This is a genomic window from Priestia sp. LL-8 (genome assembly GCF_036227845.1).
GTDB lineage: Bacteria > Bacillota > Bacilli > Bacillales > Bacillaceae_H > Priestia > Priestia zanthoxyli.
The window spans coordinates 75,118-92,500 of the sequence record NZ_JAZAQH010000001.1 but is presented as its reverse complement, the minus strand read 5'-3'; the positions used below and the strand labels follow the sequence as shown (position 1 = coordinate 92,500).

General features: G+C 40.5%; 14 protein-coding genes and 2 rRNA genes (1 of these 16 cut by a window edge). All 16 read right to left on the bottom strand.

Annotated elements, in window-relative coordinates; genetic code table 11:
- Window positions 1-867: ribosomal RNA gene (locus tag U9R83_RS00505) — 23S ribosomal RNA — on the bottom strand (it extends 2,069 nt beyond the left edge of the window).
- A gap of 225 nt (window positions 868-1,092) precedes the next feature.
- Window positions 1,093-2,644: ribosomal RNA gene (locus U9R83_RS00500) — 16S ribosomal RNA — on the bottom strand.
- Together the 16S and 23S rRNA genes form the textbook arrangement of a ribosomal RNA operon.
- A gap of 283 nt (window positions 2,645-2,927) precedes the next feature.
- Window positions 2,928-4,412, bottom strand: a complete 1,485-nt coding sequence (gene lysS, locus U9R83_RS00495; RefSeq protein ID WP_013054894.1) for a lysine--tRNA ligase — start codon at window positions 4,410-4,412, stop codon at window positions 2,928-2,930.
- 272 nt (window positions 4,413-4,684) lie between these two features.
- Window positions 4,685-5,230 carry a 2-amino-4-hydroxy-6-hydroxymethyldihydropteridine diphosphokinase gene (gene folK, locus U9R83_RS00490; protein WP_014462043.1) on the bottom strand — a complete coding sequence of 182 codons (546 nt, stop codon included), beginning with the start codon at window positions 5,228-5,230 and terminating at the stop codon, window positions 4,685-4,687.
- Window positions 5,231-5,590 carry a dihydroneopterin aldolase gene (gene folB, locus U9R83_RS00485; protein ID WP_013054892.1) on the bottom strand — a complete coding sequence of 120 codons (360 nt, stop codon included), beginning with the start codon at window positions 5,588-5,590 and terminating at the stop codon, window positions 5,231-5,233.
- Between the two features lie 21 nt (window positions 5,591-5,611).
- A complete protein-coding gene (gene pabC / locus U9R83_RS00480) occupies window positions 5,612-6,475 on the bottom strand; it encodes an aminodeoxychorismate lyase (protein ID WP_014462044.1) in 864 nt (287 codons plus the stop codon).
- A gap of 4 nt (window positions 6,476-6,479) precedes the next feature.
- Window positions 6,480-7,061 (bottom strand): aminodeoxychorismate/anthranilate synthase component II, encoded by a 582-nt coding sequence (gene pabA / locus U9R83_RS00475; protein ID WP_013054890.1) that lies wholly within the window; start codon window positions 7,059-7,061, stop codon window positions 6,480-6,482.
- Between the two features lie 2 nt (window positions 7,062-7,063).
- The gene (gene pabB, locus U9R83_RS00470) at window positions 7,064-8,479 is read right to left on the bottom strand and encodes an aminodeoxychorismate synthase component I (protein WP_014462045.1); all 1,416 of its coding nucleotides are present in this window, start codon (window positions 8,477-8,479) and stop codon (window positions 7,064-7,066) included.
- A 97-nt stretch (window positions 8,480-8,576) separates the two neighbouring features.
- Window positions 8,577-9,515, bottom strand: coding sequence for a cysteine synthase A (gene cysK, locus U9R83_RS00465; protein WP_013054888.1), 939 nt, complete (start codon window positions 9,513-9,515; stop codon window positions 8,577-8,579).
- 201 nt (window positions 9,516-9,716) lie between these two features.
- Window positions 9,717-10,595, bottom strand: coding sequence for an Hsp33 family molecular chaperone HslO (hslO, locus tag U9R83_RS00460; protein ID WP_013054887.1), 879 nt, complete (start codon window positions 10,593-10,595; stop codon window positions 9,717-9,719).
- 12 nt (window positions 10,596-10,607) lie between these two features.
- Complete coding sequence (locus U9R83_RS00455; protein WP_013054886.1) at window positions 10,608-11,375, bottom strand: type III pantothenate kinase; 768 nt, start codon at window positions 11,373-11,375, stop codon at window positions 10,608-10,610.
- 218 nt (window positions 11,376-11,593) lie between these two features.
- The gene (gene ftsH / locus U9R83_RS00450; RefSeq protein WP_013054885.1) at window positions 11,594-13,504 is read right to left on the bottom strand and encodes an ATP-dependent zinc metalloprotease FtsH; all 1,911 of its coding nucleotides are present in this window, start codon (window positions 13,502-13,504) and stop codon (window positions 11,594-11,596) included.
- Between the two features lie 93 nt (window positions 13,505-13,597).
- Window positions 13,598-14,137: a hypoxanthine phosphoribosyltransferase gene (gene hpt, locus U9R83_RS00445; protein WP_013054884.1), complete on the bottom strand. Its 540-nt coding sequence runs from the start codon at window positions 14,135-14,137 to the stop codon at window positions 13,598-13,600.
- Window positions 14,138-14,164: 27 nt separating this feature from the next.
- A complete protein-coding gene (gene tilS, locus U9R83_RS00440) occupies window positions 14,165-15,541 on the bottom strand; it encodes a tRNA lysidine(34) synthetase TilS (protein WP_014462047.1) in 1,377 nt (458 codons plus the stop codon).
- Window positions 15,542-15,637: 96 nt separating this feature from the next.
- On the bottom strand, window positions 15,638-16,603 hold the full coding sequence (locus U9R83_RS00435) for a protein kinase domain-containing protein (protein ID WP_328575048.1): 966 nt from the start codon (window positions 16,601-16,603) through the stop codon (window positions 15,638-15,640).
- Entirely contained in the window at window positions 16,572-17,312 is a 741-nt protein-coding gene (locus U9R83_RS00430) for a VWA domain-containing protein (RefSeq protein WP_013054881.1), read from the bottom strand. The genes U9R83_RS00435 and U9R83_RS00430 overlap by 32 nt, the downstream gene beginning before the upstream one ends.
- Window positions 17,313-17,383: the final 71 nt, after the last annotated feature.

The window sequence follows — 17,383 nt, the reverse complement described above, 5'->3', positions numbered from 1 at the left end:
ATTTCGGAGAGAACCAGCTATCTCCAGGTTCGATTGGAATTTCTCCGCTACCCACACCTCATCCCCGCACTTTTCAACGTGCGTGGGTTCGGGCCTCCATTCAGTGTTACCTGAACTTCACCCTGGACATGGGTAGATCACCTGGTTTCGGGTCTACAACCACATACTAAACGCCCTATTCAGACTCGCTTTCGCTACGGCTCCGCCTTATCAGCTTAACCTTGCATGGGATCGTAACTCGCCGGTTCATTCTACAAAAGGCACGCCATCACCCGTTAACGGGCTCTGACTACTTGTAGGCACACGGTTTCAGGATCTCTTTCACTCCCCTTCCGGGGTGCTTTTCACCTTTCCCTCACGGTACTGGTTCACTATCGGTCACTAGGTAGTATTTAGCCTTGGGAGATGGTCCTCCCAGCTTCCGACGGAATTTCACGTGTTCCGCCGTACTCAGGATCCACTCAAGAGGGAACGAAGTTTCAACTACAGGGTTGTTACCTTCTTCGACGGACCTTTCCAGGTCGCTTCATTTACTTCGTTCCTTTGTAACTCCGTATAGAGTGTCCTACAACCCCAAGAGGCAAGCCTCTTGGTTTGGGCTAATTCCGTTTCGCTCGCCGCTACTCAGGAAATCGCATTTGCTTTCTCTTCCTCCGGGTACTTAGATGTTTCAGTTCCCCGGGTCTGCCTTCAATATCCTATGTATTCAGATAAAGATACTGTTCCATTACGAACAGTGGGTTTCCCCATTCGGAAATCTCCGGATCAAAGCTCACTTACAGCTCCCCGAAGCATATCGGTGTTAGTCCCGTCCTTCATCGGCTCCTAGTGCCAAGGCATTCACCGTGCGCCCTTTCTAACTTAACCATTAGCGAATAAATGGTACAACATATTGTTGTGTTATTTATTGGTTTGATTAAAGAAAAGTTTCACTTTTCCTCAGCAATTACTGTTATCTAGTTTTCAAAGAACAATCGCAACCAAAATTCTTCTTATCTAATAAGAAGAAAGTAGTATGCTTTCTATAATTGAGAGATTGAACTCTCAAAACTGAACAAAGTGTCAAAACGTACGTCTTATAAAAATCCTTAGAAAGGAGGTGATCCAGCCGCACCTTCCGATACGGCTACCTTGTTACGACTTCACCCCAATCATCTGTCCCACCTTAGGCGGCTAGCTCCTTACGGTTACTCCACCGACTTCGGGTGTTACAAACTCTCGTGGTGTGACGGGCGGTGTGTACAAGGCCCGGGAACGTATTCACCGCGGCATGCTGATCCGCGATTACTAGCGATTCCAGCTTCATGTAGGCGAGTTGCAGCCTACAATCCGAACTGAGAATGGTTTTATGGGATTGGCTTGACCTCGCGGTCTTGCAGCCCTTTGTACCATCCATTGTAGCACGTGTGTAGCCCAGGTCATAAGGGGCATGATGATTTGACGTCATCCCCACCTTCCTCCGGTTTGTCACCGGCAGTCACCTTAGAGTGCCCAACTAAATGCTGGCAACTAAGATCAAGGGTTGCGCTCGTTGCGGGACTTAACCCAACATCTCACGACACGAGCTGACGACAACCATGCACCACCTGTCACTCTGTCCCCCGAAGGGGAACGCTCTATCTCTAGAGTTGTCAGAGGATGTCAAGACCTGGTAAGGTTCTTCGCGTTGCTTCGAATTAAACCACATGCTCCACCGCTTGTGCGGGCCCCCGTCAATTCCTTTGAGTTTCAGTCTTGCGACCGTACTCCCCAGGCGGAGTGCTTAATGCGTTAGCTGCAGCACTAAAGGGCGGAAACCCTCTAACACTTAGCACTCATCGTTTACGGCGTGGACTACCAGGGTATCTAATCCTGTTTGCTCCCCACGCTTTCGCGCCTCAGCGTCAGTTACAGACCAAAAAGCCGCCTTCGCCACTGGTGTTCCTCCACATCTCTACGCATTTCACCGCTACACGTGGAATTCCGCTTTTCTCTTCTGCACTCAAGTTCCCCAGTTTCCAATGACCCTCCACGGTTGAGCCGTGGGCTTTCACATCAGACTTAAGAAACCGCCTGCGCGCGCTTTACGCCCAATAATTCCGGATAACGCTTGCCACCTACGTATTACCGCGGCTGCTGGCACGTAGTTAGCCGTGGCTTTCTGGTTAGGTACCGTCAAGGTACGAGCAGTTACTCTCGTACTTGTTCTTCCCTAACAACAGAGTTTTACGACCCGAAAGCCTTCATCACTCACGCGGCGTTGCTCCGTCAGACTTTCGTCCATTGCGGAAGATTCCCTACTGCTGCCTCCCGTAGGAGTCTGGGCCGTGTCTCAGTCCCAGTGTGGCCGATCACCCTCTCAGGTCGGCTATGCATCGTTGCCTTGGTGAGCCGTTACCTCACCAACTAGCTAATGCACCGCGGGCCCATCTGTAAGTGATAGCCGAAACCATCTTTCAATCATCTCCCATGAAGGAGAAGATCCTATCCGGTATTAGCTTCGGTTTCCCGAAGTTATCCCAGTCTTACAGGCAGGTTGCCCACGTGTTACTCACCCGTCCGCCGCTAACGTCATAGAAGCAAGCTTCTAATCAGTTCGCTCGACTTGCATGTATTAGGCACGCCGCCAGCGTTCATCCTGAGCCAGGATCAAACTCTCCGAAGAAATGTTTGACTTGCTCAATTTAAAAAATAAAAATTAACGTTGACGTTTGTCGCTTTGTTCAGTTTTCAAAGTTCAACCGTCGCTCTTAAGCGACTTTACTATCTTATCAAGTTATTAACGTAATGTCAACAACTTTTTTTATTTCTTTTTGTTGTTTTCGCTTGTCTGCGTTAGCAACAGATATAAATATACCAAATCGTTTTTATAAAAACAAGAGGTAAATTAAAAGTTTAAATTTTCTAATATTATTAACTAAAAAAAGATGGCCGTAGCCATCTCTTTTTTAGCGTTGACGCATATGTGGGAATAATAGTACATCACGGATTGACGGTGCATTTGTTAGTAACATAACAAGGCGGTCAATACCGATTCCTAGACCACCTGTAGGTGGCATACCATATTCTAATGCCTCAATGAAGTCATCATCCATCTCATGTGCTTCATCGTTTCCTTGTTCTTTCTCTTTCAACTGAGCTTCAAAGCGCTCACGTTGGTCAATTGGATCATTTAGCTCTGTAAATGCGTTCGCGTGTTCACGTGCAACGATAAACAGCTCAAAACGGTCAGTAAAACGCGGATCTTCCGCATTTTTCTTAGCAAGTGGAGAGATCTCTACAGGATGTCCGTAAATGAACGTTGGTTGAATTAACTGCTCTTCTACTTTTTGTTCAAAGAATTCATTTACAATATGTCCATATTGCATGTGTTCAGTGATTTCTACCCCGTGTTCTTTCGCTAAAGCACGAGCTTCTTCAACAGATGTTTCTCCCCAGAAGTCTACGCCCGTATATTGTTTAATAGCATCGACCATATGAAGTCTTGTCCACTCTGGAGTTAAATCCACCTCTTGATCGCCATACTGAATCTTTGTTGTGCCAAGTACTTCTTGCGCAATATGTGCAATTAAGTTCTCTGTTAAAGCCATGATATCTTTGTAGTCCGCATACGCTTCGTACAATTCGATCATTGTAAATTCAGGGTTGTGACGTGTAGACACACCTTCATTACGGAATACACGGCCAATTTCATATACTTTTTCTAATCCACCTACGATTAAACGTTTTAAATGAAGTTCAATCGCAATACGCATATAAAGTTCCATATCAAGCGCATTGTGGTGTGTCACAAACGGACGAGCTGCTGCTCCACCTGCGATTGAATGCATCATCGGTGTTTCAACTTCTAAGTATCCATGATTATCTAAGTAACGGCGCATCGATTGAATAATGCGGCTTCTTGAGATAAATGTTTGTTTACTTTCTGGGTTTGTAATTAAATCTAAGTAACGTTGACGGTAGCGCTGTTCAATATCTTTTAAACCATGATATTTATCTGGAAGTGGACGAAGCGCTTTTGTTAGTAACGTGAAATCTTTTACTTTAATAGAAAGTTCGCCAACTTTTGTTTTGAATAAAACACCTTCAACGCCTACCAAGTCACCGATATCTACGCTGCTGAAGATTTCGTACTGTTCTTCGCCAATTGCATCTTTACGTACATAAAGCTGAATTTGTCCTGTTAAATCTTGAACGTGAGCGAAACCTGCTTTTCCTTTTCCACGCTTTGTCATAATACGACCAGCTAGTGACACAGGCACTTCATTTTCTTCTAACTGTTCTTTTGTTAACTCGTCATACTCACTAATTAATTGCTGTGATGTATGTGTACGTTCAAAACGTTGACCAAACGGATCAATACCTTGATCTCGTAGGTTGCTCATTTTTTCGCGACGAACGAGAAATTGATCATTTAATTCTTCATGACTCATCGTTTACTCATCTCCATCGTATAATTAAGTTTTCCGAAACAGAAAAAAGGCCAGCATGTTTACTGGCAACTACTACGTTTCTTTAAAATTATTATAGGTTCAGTCGTTTCTCTATGTCAAATCGCTTTATTCTTGCTTCGCTTCTCTTTTTCTTCGATTTCTCTAACAAGCTACCGAATAAACCAACAACCTGCGAACCCAAACCTTAAAGTTTTCACTCTGAACTCTACTTTACGCCAATATAAAAATGAATCAACTAATAAGATTCGTTTTTACTTATGTAAATCATTACTATTATTTTCGAACATGTCTAGTATACCAGTTGTTTGCTCTCGAAATAATTTTACATCTTTTAAATCCGATAAACGTGTTGTGATGGTTTCAACTTTTTCTTCTGCTACAGGGAGAATAAGAGATGGAGCTAGTTCGTTTAGAGGAACCATCACAAACGCCCGTTCAAACATTCGAGGATGAGGGACGCTCAATCTATCCGTATGAATGATTTCATTACTATAAAGTAAGATATCTAAATCAAGGGTTCTAGGCCCCCATACAATCTCTCTTTTTCGACCTGCCGCTTGTTCAATGGCTTGCAAACAATCTAAAAGTTGCTCTGGTGAATACGTTGTTTGTATTTTTACTACCATGTTTAAAAAGCTTGCTTGATTCGTATATCCGACCGGGGCCGTTTCATAAACAGATGAAACAGCCACTACCTTAACCTCAGAGTGTTTCATCAAGCCAGTAACTCCCGACTTCAAATGTTCCATTCGATTTTCAATATTTGATCCTAATGCAATATATGCTTCTACTGTCATTCAACGGCTCCTTTTAATTTCAATAGCTACCGATTGATAATAACCGGGAATTGGCGGATCAGGTTTATATACCTTTACTGTACAAGCCTGCACGAGTTCGTAATTAGCAAGCAATTCAGATGCAATCGTTTCGGCCACCGTTTCAACTAACTTGAACGTGCGCTTCTCTACAACTTCCTGGCATGTTTGGTATAAATCTGCATAGCTCACCGAGTATTCTAAATTGTCCGTAGTACCAGCTTGTTTTAAATCTAGTTCTACAGCTAAATCCACGTGAAAACGCTGCCCTAATTTATTTTCTTCTGGAAATACGCCATGATATCCATAGAAACGCATATCATTCACATAAATTTTATCCATCTTTATCCTCTCCTTTCGCTTTTATACATGTAGCTCGCGTCGACTCATTAGCGACATCGTGTAAGAGCGATACTCTTTTTGCAACTGAGCTGTCAACGTATGGTCTCCGACTAAAAACTGCTTATCCTTTATACTTCGAAGAGGTACGATTTCTTGAATAGAATTTGTAACGAAAGCTTCATCACTCTCCAAAAGCTGTTCCACTGTAAATAAACCTTCTACAACTTCTATGTTTTTCTTTTTTAAAAGCGTAAAAATAAACTGTCTCGTAATTCCATTTAAGATACCTGTTTTAAGAGACGGTGTATACACGCAGCCCTCTTTTACAAAAAATAAATTGGACACAATACCTTCGGCTAAAAACCCTTCTTTTGTTAAAAAGATACCCTCTTTATTTAAGTCTGAACCAACTTCTCGTTTAGCTAGTACATTATTTAAATAGTGATGAGACTTCAACCTCATGGTTCCTTCAGGCGTATTTCGTTTCGTCTCAAGAATAAGCCCCTCTTTTACAAGGGGGCTCGATGGATGAGGCATTGATTTCATATATACGATTGTAGATGGCTTGTCGTATTCTTCCACTTGCAATCCAATTCCGCCATTTCCTGCCGAGACATTTAATCGAACATACGCATTTCTCTCATTGTTTTTCATTAACAGACTATTAATGATTCCCAACACGTCCTGTGTAGAGTAGTCCCATACAATATTTAATTCACGTAAGCTGCTACGCAGTCGATCCAGATGGTCTTCCACTAAAAATGGGTGACCTTCATAAACTCGTAACGTTTCAAACAGCCCTAGGCCATACATATATCCGTGATCAAACGGAGAAATAGTGGCTTCAGATGCAGGCTTTACTTCGCCATTTACGTATATATACATATCATTACACTCGCTTTTTTTCGTAAGTTTCAATAAAATTCTTCAGCATTTCTTTCCCGTAAGAAGTCATGATAGATTCAGGGTGGAACTGTACTCCTTCAATAGGTAATGATTTATGGCGAATCGCCATAATCTCATCTTCTGCTGTCCACGCTGAAATTTCAAAACAATCCGGCAGTGAACTTTTTTCTACAATCAAAGAATGATATCGAGTTGCCGTGAACGGATTATCAAGACCTTTAAAGATAGTACGGCCATCATGATGCATTTCAGATGTTTTACCGTGCATTAATTTATCCGCACGAATCACATTCCCTCCAAAAGCTTGCCCAATCGACTGATGCCCTAAGCATACGCCGAATATTGGAATCTTACCTGCAAAATACTCGATGGCTTCTAAACTGATTCCCGCTTCGTTAGGACTACAAGGTCCCGGGGAGATCATCAAGAAATCTGGATTTAGCACTTCAATTTCAGAAAGTGTAATTTCATCATTTCTTTTTACAAGAAGCTCATGCCCTAGCTCACCTAAATACTGTACTAAATTAAACGTAAAAGAATCATAATTATCAATCATTAATATCATCTTTACTCACCCTCACTCAGCTCATTTTCGCTCTGCTCTTTTGCTTTCCATAGTGCAATTGCTTTTTTCAGTGATTCTTTGTATTCGTGTTTCGGATTTGAATCAATTACAACACCCGCACCAGCCTGCACATAAGCTTGGCCGTCTTGAATAATCATAGTGCGAATCGCAATATTTAATTCCATATCTCCATTAAACCCAATCCAACCAATCGATCCTGTATAAATTCCTCGCCTTACAGGTTCAAGTTCTTCAATGATTTCCATTGTGCGAACTTTAGGTGCTCCAGTAATCGTTCCTCCAGGAAAAACCGCATCTACAATATCTACAAAATCTTTATTGCGCGCGAGCTTGCCTTTTACATTAGACACAATATGCATCACATGTGAATACTTTTCAATAACCATAAACTCGTCAACATGAACCGTACCATATTCGCTTACTCTACCAAGATCATTACGCTCCAAGTCAACAAGCATCACATGCTCTGCACGCTCTTTTTCATTATGAATCAGCTCATCCGCTAACTGTTGGTCTTCTTGATCATCCTTACCTCGAGAGCGCGTTCCCGCAATCGGTCTCGTACTGATTTCATCACCGGCTTTTTTCACTAATAGTTCTGGTGAACAGCTCACAATGTGAAATTCTTCTGTCTGCATATAAGACATGTAAGGAGACGGGTTGATTTTTCGTACCTGTTCGTAGATATGCATAGGATGAGTTTGAAGCTGTTGAGACTGTCGAACAGATAAGTTCACTTGAAACACATCGCCTTGCCCGATGTACTCATGTACGCGAGTTGTGGCATCTGAAAAAGCAGCTTCAGACATCGAAACCTCACTCTTTTCGGCAACGCGATGAATCTGCTCATATGAGAGTCCTTCAGCACTTGCCTCCATCCAGTCCTTTTTGTATTGATCAATACGCTTATGTGCCTGCTCTTTACAATCTGCTTCGTCATTAACGATAATCCAGAGCTTTTCCTTTTCTTGATCGTATACAAATACGTCATCGAAAATAAGGAAATAAACGTCCGGCGTTTTCAATGAATCTTCAGCAAGATCAGGTATGGTTTCTACATAGCGGATATAATCATAGCTAATAAAGCCAATTGCTCCACCTTGAAAAGGAGGAAGATCTGGATTCACCTCTGCTTCAAATTTCTTCATCCAGTCTCGCATAAGATGAAGCGGATTACCTTTTTGAACAATAGCTTGGCTATCGGTTTTGATATGAAGCTCGTTTTGTTCGCCTCGCAAAATGGCTACAGGTTTTAATCCCATCATTTGAAACTTTCCGCCTCGACCGCTTTCAAGCAGGATATGATTCGGTTCCTCTTTTGACAACTCTTGATATTTTTTGAACCATTGGTTTTTAGAGATAGAAATAGATTCGCCCCAAGTCATTCTTTGCTGCATTTGTTCACTCTCCTAAAAATAAATCACCTGCTTTCATTTTACATGATTCTCAGATGAAAAAAAACAGCTTCATATAGAAGCTGTTCTTTTATGGTTTTTATGCTTGTGTTTGTTCCTCGAATTGGAACAACGGAGTACTCAAGTAACGCTCACCGTTACTTGGAATAATCGCTAACACTTTTTTACCTTTTCCTAGCTGTTTTGCAGCTTTTAACGCAGCATAAATCGCAGCCCCAGAAGAGATACCTACAAGTACACCTTCTGTTTTTGCTACTTTACGGGCATATTCAAAAGCTTGGTCGTTTTGAACAGCAACCACTTCGTCATATACTTCCGTGTTAAGCGTATCCGGAACAAAGTTTGCACCAATTCCTTGAATTTTATGAGGTCCTGGTTGACCACCGCTTAAAATCGGAGAATCAGCTGGCTCTACCGCATAAATTTTGATATTTGGGTACTTTTCTTTTAAAACTTCACCAGCACCTGTAATAGTACCGCCAGTACCGATACCTGCCACAAATCCGTCTAGCTGATCGCCAAACTGCTCGATAATTTCTTTAGCCGTTGTTTGACGGTGCACTTCTGGGTTCGCCTCGTTTTGGAACTGCTGAGGAATAAAATAGCCGTGCTCTTTTGCAAGCTCAGTTGCTTTATTAACCGCCCCTTTCATTCCTTCTGGACCTGGTGTTAACACTAACTCTGCACCGTACGCACGAAGCAGATTACGACGCTCAATACTCATCGTTTCAGGCATTGTTAAAATAGCACGGTATCCTTTTGCTGCAGCTACCATTGCTAGGCCAATTCCTGTGTTACCGCTTGTTGGTTCAATGATTGTGTCGCCAGGTTTTAACACACCTTTTGCTTCCGCATCTTCAATCATCGCTAATGCGATACGATCTTTTACGCTGCTTCCCGGGTTCATAAATTCTAATTTTAAATATACATCCGCCATATCTTCTTCAACTAGACGGTTTAGTTTTACGATTGGTGTTTGACCAATTAACTCTGTAATTGAATTTGCAATACGTGCCATATGACCACTCCTAATACCAACTAATTTTATTGATTTTGTATACAATTTATCAGATGTTTTCTAAATTGTCAATCATTTTGTCTTTCCATTTACCTATTTTTGTTATATTTTTAGATCAATATATACAGAAATAGAACTTAATATCTATAAAAAAAGGCGCCCATTTATAAAATGACGCCTTTTAAGAATCTTTTATTTCTTTTAAATTGCTTGTTCTTTCATTTCTTCAAGCTGTTTTTTATCAAAACGATAGGTCTCATTACAGAAATGACACTGTGCTTCAGCTTGGCCATCTTCCTCAATCATTGATTGAATCTCTTCTTGTCCTAAGCTGATAATAGCATTGGCAATTCTTTCTTCTGAGCACTGACATTTGAACTCTACAGGCATTGTCTCCAGAAACTTTACATTTTCTTTTCCAAGAACTTCTTCTAAGATTTCCTCAGGAGAAAGACCTTTTTGAATCAGTTTTGAAATGGGCTCAATCGTTTGTAATCGTTGTTCAATAGCTGTAATCGTTTTATCATCTGTTCCCGGCAGAAGCTGAATGATAAATCCGCCCGCAGCTAAGATCGTGTTATCAGGGTTAACAAGTACTCCTACACCTACTGAAGATGGGACTTGTTCAGATGTCACAAAATAATACGTGAAATCCTCTCCTAATTCTCCGGATACGATAGGTACTTGTCCATTAAATTGATCACGCATCCCGATGTCTTTTACGACACTTAGCGTGCCATCTGTACCTACAGCACGTGCTACATCTAATTTCCCATGCTGATTTAAATCGAAGTGCGTTTGTGGATTCGTTACATATCCACGCACTTCCCCTTTAGCATTGCTGTCTACTAAGATAACGCCAATTGGGCCGCGGCCTTCAATTTTAATTGTTAGCTTTTGCTCACCTTTTAGCATAGCCCCCATCATAACTCCCGCAGTCATTGAACGTCCCAATGCTGCAGAGGCTGTAGGCCATGTATAGTGACGGCGCTGCGCTTCTCCAACTGTATCCGTTGTTTTTACCGCATAAGCGCGAACTTGACTATTGTAAGCTAGTGCTTTTACTAAATAGTCGCCCATAATATACACCTCTTACTCCATATTTTTTGTATAGATTATTTGTAATCCTTTTAAAGTCAAAAATGGATCCACAATATCAATAATATCCGACTCTTTAGCAATCAATGTTGCGAGTCCTCCAGTAGCAATAACTTTAGGATTTACTGTTGCTTGCTCTTTCATTCTTGCTACAATTCCTTCTACTTGTCCAACGTATCCATATAAAATACCTGCTTGCATCGCAGATACTGTATTTTTCCCAACAATGCTATTTGGTCGCGCAATTTCAATACGCGGAAGCTTCGATGCTCTTGAATAAAGAGCTTCTGTCGAAATATTAATACCAGGGGCAATTGCACCACCCATATATTGCTTATTTTCATCAATGTAGCAATATGTGGTTGCGGTACCAAAATCAACGATAATTAAAGGGCTTCCGTACAGCTGAATTCCAGCAACAGCATTGACAATACGGTCTGCTCCCACTTCACGTGGATTTTCATATTTAATATTTAAACCCGTCTTAATTCCAGGACCAACAACAAGCGGCTTTAAATGAAAATACTTTTGACACATTCTCTCCAATGCAAACATAATAGGAGGAACAACAGAGGAAATAATAATACCATGAATATCTTTAAAAGATAAACTAACGTGCTCAAGCAAGGCTTTGATTGTCATGCCATACTCGTCTTCTGTTTTATTACGGCTTGTTTCTACACGCCAATGGTACTTTAATTCATCTCCATCGTATACACCTAATACCGTATTGGTATTTCCAACATCTAATACAAAAATCATTTCAATCACCACTTTATTTAAATTCAGTATTCACACTGAAACCATCATACCATAACTGGTAAATAGACGTGTATATTCTAGATAAAATAGGAATATAATGACACGATTCTCTAGTGGATATCCTACTTATCCACCATATATACGAAAGTCTTTTACCAAACCTAACTTTTGCCCATTAAAAAAATCAGTGGAGAATATCTCCACTGATTTTTATTTTCTTATGCTTTTGGCTCTTCATCGTCTGTCTTTGTTTGGATGTTTACTTTAACATCTTCATCTGTTACGTGACTAGAACGGTCTGGAAGAGTTCCATGATCTACTAAGTGGTTGATCTGCTCAGCGTCTAACGTTTCTACTTCTAACAATGTTTGAGCTACAAGCTCTAACTTGTCACGGTTTTCCGTTAAGATCTGCTTCGCACGCTCATAGCTTTCTTTAATGAAACGTTGGATTTCATTATCAATTTCATGAGCAATCGCATCACTGTAGTTTTGTTCACTGTGTAAATCACGACCTAAGAATACTTGGCCTTGTTGTGATTGACCGAATTGCATTGGTCCTAACTTTTCACTCATACCGTATTCTGTTACCATTTTACGAGCGATGCTTGTTGCACGCTGGAAGTCATTGTGAGCACCTGTACTCACTTCGCCGAAAATAATTTCCTCAGCTACGCGACCGCCAAGCAATCCAACAATTTTATCCAGCAGCTCTGGCTTCGTCATAAAGTAGCGATCTTCTTTTGGTAACATAACAGCATATCCACCAGCTTGCCCACGTGGAACAATGGTTACTTTATGTACCATATCAGCTTCGTCTAATACGACACCGATAATTGTATGTCCTGCTTCATGATAAGCAACAATATTGCGTTCTTTTTTAGAAATAACTCGACTTTTCTTAGCTGGACCTGCAATTACGCGGTCTGTTGCTTCGTCAATGTCAACCATTTCAATTTTCTTTTTGTCCTGTCTAGCAGCTACTAAGGCAGCTTCGTTTAACAAGTTTTCAAGATCTGCACCTGAGAAACCTGGCGTACGCATAGCAATTGCTTTTAAGTTTACTGATTCATCTAAAGGCTTATTGCGAGCATGTACTTTAAGCACTGCTTCACGGCCATTTACATCTGGACGATCTACCGTAATTTGACGGTCGAAGCGGCCTGGACGTAATAACGCTGGATCTAAGATATCCGGGCGGTTTGTTGCTGCAATGATAATGATACCTTCGTTAGCACCAAAACCATCCATCTCAACAAGCAATTGGTTCAATGTTTGTTCACGCTCATCGTGTCCGCCACCAAGACCTGCGCCACGTTGACGACCTACAGCATCGATTTCATCAATAAAGATAATACATGGAGCATTCTTCTTCGCATTTTCGAATAAATCACGAACACGAGAAGCACCGACCCCAACAAACATTTCAACAAAGTCTGAACCACTGATAGAGAAGAAAGGAACGCCTGCTTCACCAGCAACAGCTCTTGCTAATAATGTTTTACCAGTACCAGGAGGTCCCACAAGTAAGACACCCTTCGGGATTCTTGCACCTAGCTCTGCGAATTTACGAGGATCTTTTAAGAACTCAACAACTTCCACAAGCTCTTGCTTTTCTTCGTCTGCACCAGCTACGTCTTTAAATTTAACCTTTTTCTTTTCTTCACTGTAAAGCTTAGCTTTACTTTTACCGAAGTTCATAACGCGGCTTCCGCCACCTTGAGCTTGGTTCAGTAAGAAGAAGAATAGGATGAAAATAATAACAAACGGAATGATTGACGTAAAGAACGTTACCCAGCCGCTTGTTTCATCAGCAGGTTTAAAATCAACTTCTACTTGATTATTTTCTGAAGCAGCGTCAATACGATCAAGTGCTTTGTCACCATCTACGATGTAAGTTTGGAACGTTTGATCCTTTTTATAAGAATCTAACTTCCCTTGCACAACATACACGCCTCTTTCAGGCTTCATAGAGAGTGATTTCACATCACCTTTGTCTAAGTGTTGAACAAATGTATCGTATCTCATTGGTTCTGCTTTTTGATTAGAGCCACTAAAGAAGCTTACCACGCCAATAATGACTAAAAATATAAGTAAATAAAAGATGGTATTACGGAAGATCCGATTCATTTCTTACCTCCTCCCACGATAAACAAATACTGTATTCAATACTAACATAGAACATTTATCCTATCCAATAAATTGCACTTGGATATGTGCTTATTAATTGCTGTATACTTGTGGTTTAAGAACCCCAATATACGGCAGGTTACGATATTTTTCTTGATAATCTAATCCATACCCTACTACGAATGCATCAGGTACTTCAAAACCAACGTAATCTGCTTTAATAGATGCTTTACGACCTGTTGGTTTGTCTAAGAGTGTGACAATCTTAATTGACTTAGCTTTACGGTACTTGAATAACTCTACAAGATAGCTAAGCGTTAAGCCGCTGTCGATAATATCCTCTAAGATAAGAATGTCTCGACCTTCAACTGATGTATCTAAATCTTTTAGGATTTTTACTTCACCAGAAGAAACCATCGCGTTGCCATAACTTGATACATCCATAAAATCCATTTCTAAATATGTATCAACACGCTTAATTAGATCAGACATAAAAGGCATAGCGCCTTTTAATACACCGATTACCAAAGGAAAACGGTCAGCGTATTCCTCAGATAATAGCTTACCCAATTCTTTTACTTTCTGTTGTATTTCTTCTTCTGAAATCAAAATTTCTTGAATATCCTGCTTCATTCCTTACTTGCCTCCTAGAAGTTTTCGCTACTTATAGTATAAAATAACATATCTGGACTTATGTGTATGCAGTTCATAAGCAGATTTTTTCAAACCAGGTAGCCACAAAATAGTTCCTTGGCTATCTTCCACTACCGGCCAATGATCTCTGAAGTGTAAAGGGATTTTTTCATCGATAAAAATATCCTTTACTTTTTTATGTCCCTTCATGCCCTTTACTCGCATTTTATCGCCATTTTTTCGTGTCCTTACCTTTAATGATTGTAAATCGTGAGCTTCATCTAAAAGAAAAACATCGTTTCCTTTTATATCTTCGACTTTATTATGTATTTCACAAATAAGCTGGTGACCATTTGGAAGCTCGACGACCCCTGGAATCGGAACAATAAATTCATATGGCTCGATGTTCCCCTCATTAAAGGTGAAAAGACAGTCGTTGTAAGATCGGATAATGCGTAAACCTTTTGGAAAGTCAAGCGTCCCAGACGGTTTTTCACTTTCACAAAATCCTACTAACATGTCAACATGTGCTGAGGAAAGGGTTGGAGGAATTTCTTTATAGAGATAGTTTAATATTAGTTGAATACCACGCCTTTGTAAAGGCTTGCGTATCCTTAGAAAACAATCTCTATCAATGAGAATTTCATTTTGCAATTTCTTTCTCATTACTTTATTCATCACATCGGTCGTTAATTCCTCTAAGTATGCTTGATCTTCATGCAAGTTCTCGCTAAATTGTTGAAATTTTTCATGTACAGCAGCGTTTTCTTGCTTTAAAAATGGCAAAACGTAATGACGAAACCGATTTCTCGTGTACGAATCTTTCTCATTACTCGGATCAATCCGAGGGGTAAGCCCATGTAGCTTACAGTAGCGATTGATTTCTTCTTTCGTTACGGATAGGAACGGCCTAATAATAAATCCATCCGCATATGGCCGCTTGGGCTGCATCCCTGCGTATCCATTCATCGTACTACCTCGGACCATTCGCATTAACATCGTTTCAATCTGATCATCTCCGTGATGTCCTAATGCAAGAAGATTTGCTTTGTGCTTCTTCATAACATGAGTAAAAAATGCATAGCGGCATTCTCTGGCTGCTACTTGAGAAGATAACTTTCTTTCCTTCTGATAGGCAGTAACATCAATCTGCTTCGCCTCACATTTAATATTCAATTGTTTGCAGTAGTTCTGCACATATTCCATATCTTGCTGTGACTCTTTGCCCCGGAACATATGATCAACATGAGCAGCAATAATCGTGAGAGATTTTTGCTCTTTCAGACTCCATAAGAAATGCAGCAGTGCTAAAGAATCAGGACCACCAGAAATACCTACAATCACCGTAGAGCCTGCGGATAATAACTGATGTTTTGTCATAAAATTGTTCACTTGCTTTTCCATAGGAATGACTCATCCTTATAATGTACACGCAATAATGTATCATTAATTTACTTTATACGAATGACTATAAGGAAAGTTTCACAATTTCTCCAAACTTTATAGCACTTGAATAAATAGATACAAAATATAAATCAACATTACAGACGTACAAAGTAGTAGCGTCTCTAACACGTGAGAACGCTTCTTCTTTACTTTAACACGAGGGGCAGACGGTTGACGAACGTTTTGAGGCTTTGTTCCTTTACTTTTTGCCCCTCTTCTTTTTTCGACCGATAACACCTCTGTTTTCATTTCTTTAGCTGACTTATACTTTCCCGTAACCGCTTGATACAAAACGTCCCCGAAAGGTTCCAACTGCTTTGTTGTTAATATAAATCGTTTTAATTGTTCAGCCGGTTTGTCTGTTTTATTAATTCGCTTACCATAAGCTGCATGAATCAAAACCATAGATACAGCAAACAAATCATAGGTTGGTTCTGCTTTTCGAGAGCCAAGCCCCCAGTGCGCTCGATCATAAAAGTCGGTAAATTCTTTTATTGACCGCCCTTGCAGAGTTGTTCCTCCGACGTCAATCCATCGAACTTTTACGGGGTCAGATGTTACGACCAGGTTTTCTGGTTTTAAATCGCCAAATACCCAACCTTCTTCATGAAGGTTTTCTAAGTCTGTTAAGAGCTGACTTGCAAATACTTGCAGCCATTCTGTCCCTCTTGTTGAGATAAAAGAAAGGAGAGGCTGCCCTTTCACATACTCCATTACATAGAAAGAAAGAGCGTGAGAACCATAGCTCCAATCATCTACATCAAGTAAGCGCGGTCCTAGCACTTTGTCTTTGACTTGAGACAACTTTTTTAATACATTCACTTCTGCTGTAACAGACATGTTGGAAAAGCTTATTTTTAACGCCGCTAGCGTTCCGTTTACTAATTGGACTAAGTAGACAACTCCAGTTGCTCCCACGCCTAATTTCTCAAGAATTTTATAATGGACGTGATGCCATTTTCCTTGAATTTCTGTTCCCGGAGATAGGTTACATACCTGATTCTTCAATGTATTGTTCATTATTTTTTAACAACCCTCTCAATGAGCGCTTTTTAGTGAAATAATGAGTAGCCTCTTTGATAGCCGGTCCAGTAGGCGTAATACCTCCTGCTGTTAGTTTTGGGAAAATCGTTGAAAGCGACTCTAATCTTGGATTCCAGTCCATTAGCTTCTCTACATCTTTCTTTTTCCCAGGAAATAAAAAGATTGAAAATTGATTGTGCCCCATTCGAGCATTCAAGCTTAACGATAAATCTAACAGCGACTCCTTTACAGTAGGGAGCTTATTTTTCATACTTCCGCTCATGTCAACTAAAATAAGAATCTCTAAGTCAACCGTTTCCCCAAGTTCATCAACCACTTCCATGATTTCTCCTCGCTTCTCAGGAGATAACTCTTCTAATCTTGAATTAGAGGAACCTAGAATTTGCTGAAGTTCTTTATTTACAACGCCTTGAAGTGTTTGCGTCATTGCCTGCCTTGTAACCATTTGAACAGTTTGAGACAGCTGTTTTACGTAAACAATTTGACTCACGCCACCGCCTGACATGGCAATGCCTTCTATTTCATTCGTGCTTTGCTCATCAATTGTGTCCTCTTCCATCACACCAATAACGTTTACACTAATTCCTTGTTCTTTAGCTAGTGCAGCCATTGCTACCGGATCTTCACCTGTATTCGAACCACCGTCCGTAATGACCAACATCTGTTTCAATGTACCTTTTTTCATAAAAAAATCCCCTCCTCATTATCAGTATTAACATGATAGACGAGGAGGAGATAAAATATACTTCTATCTAA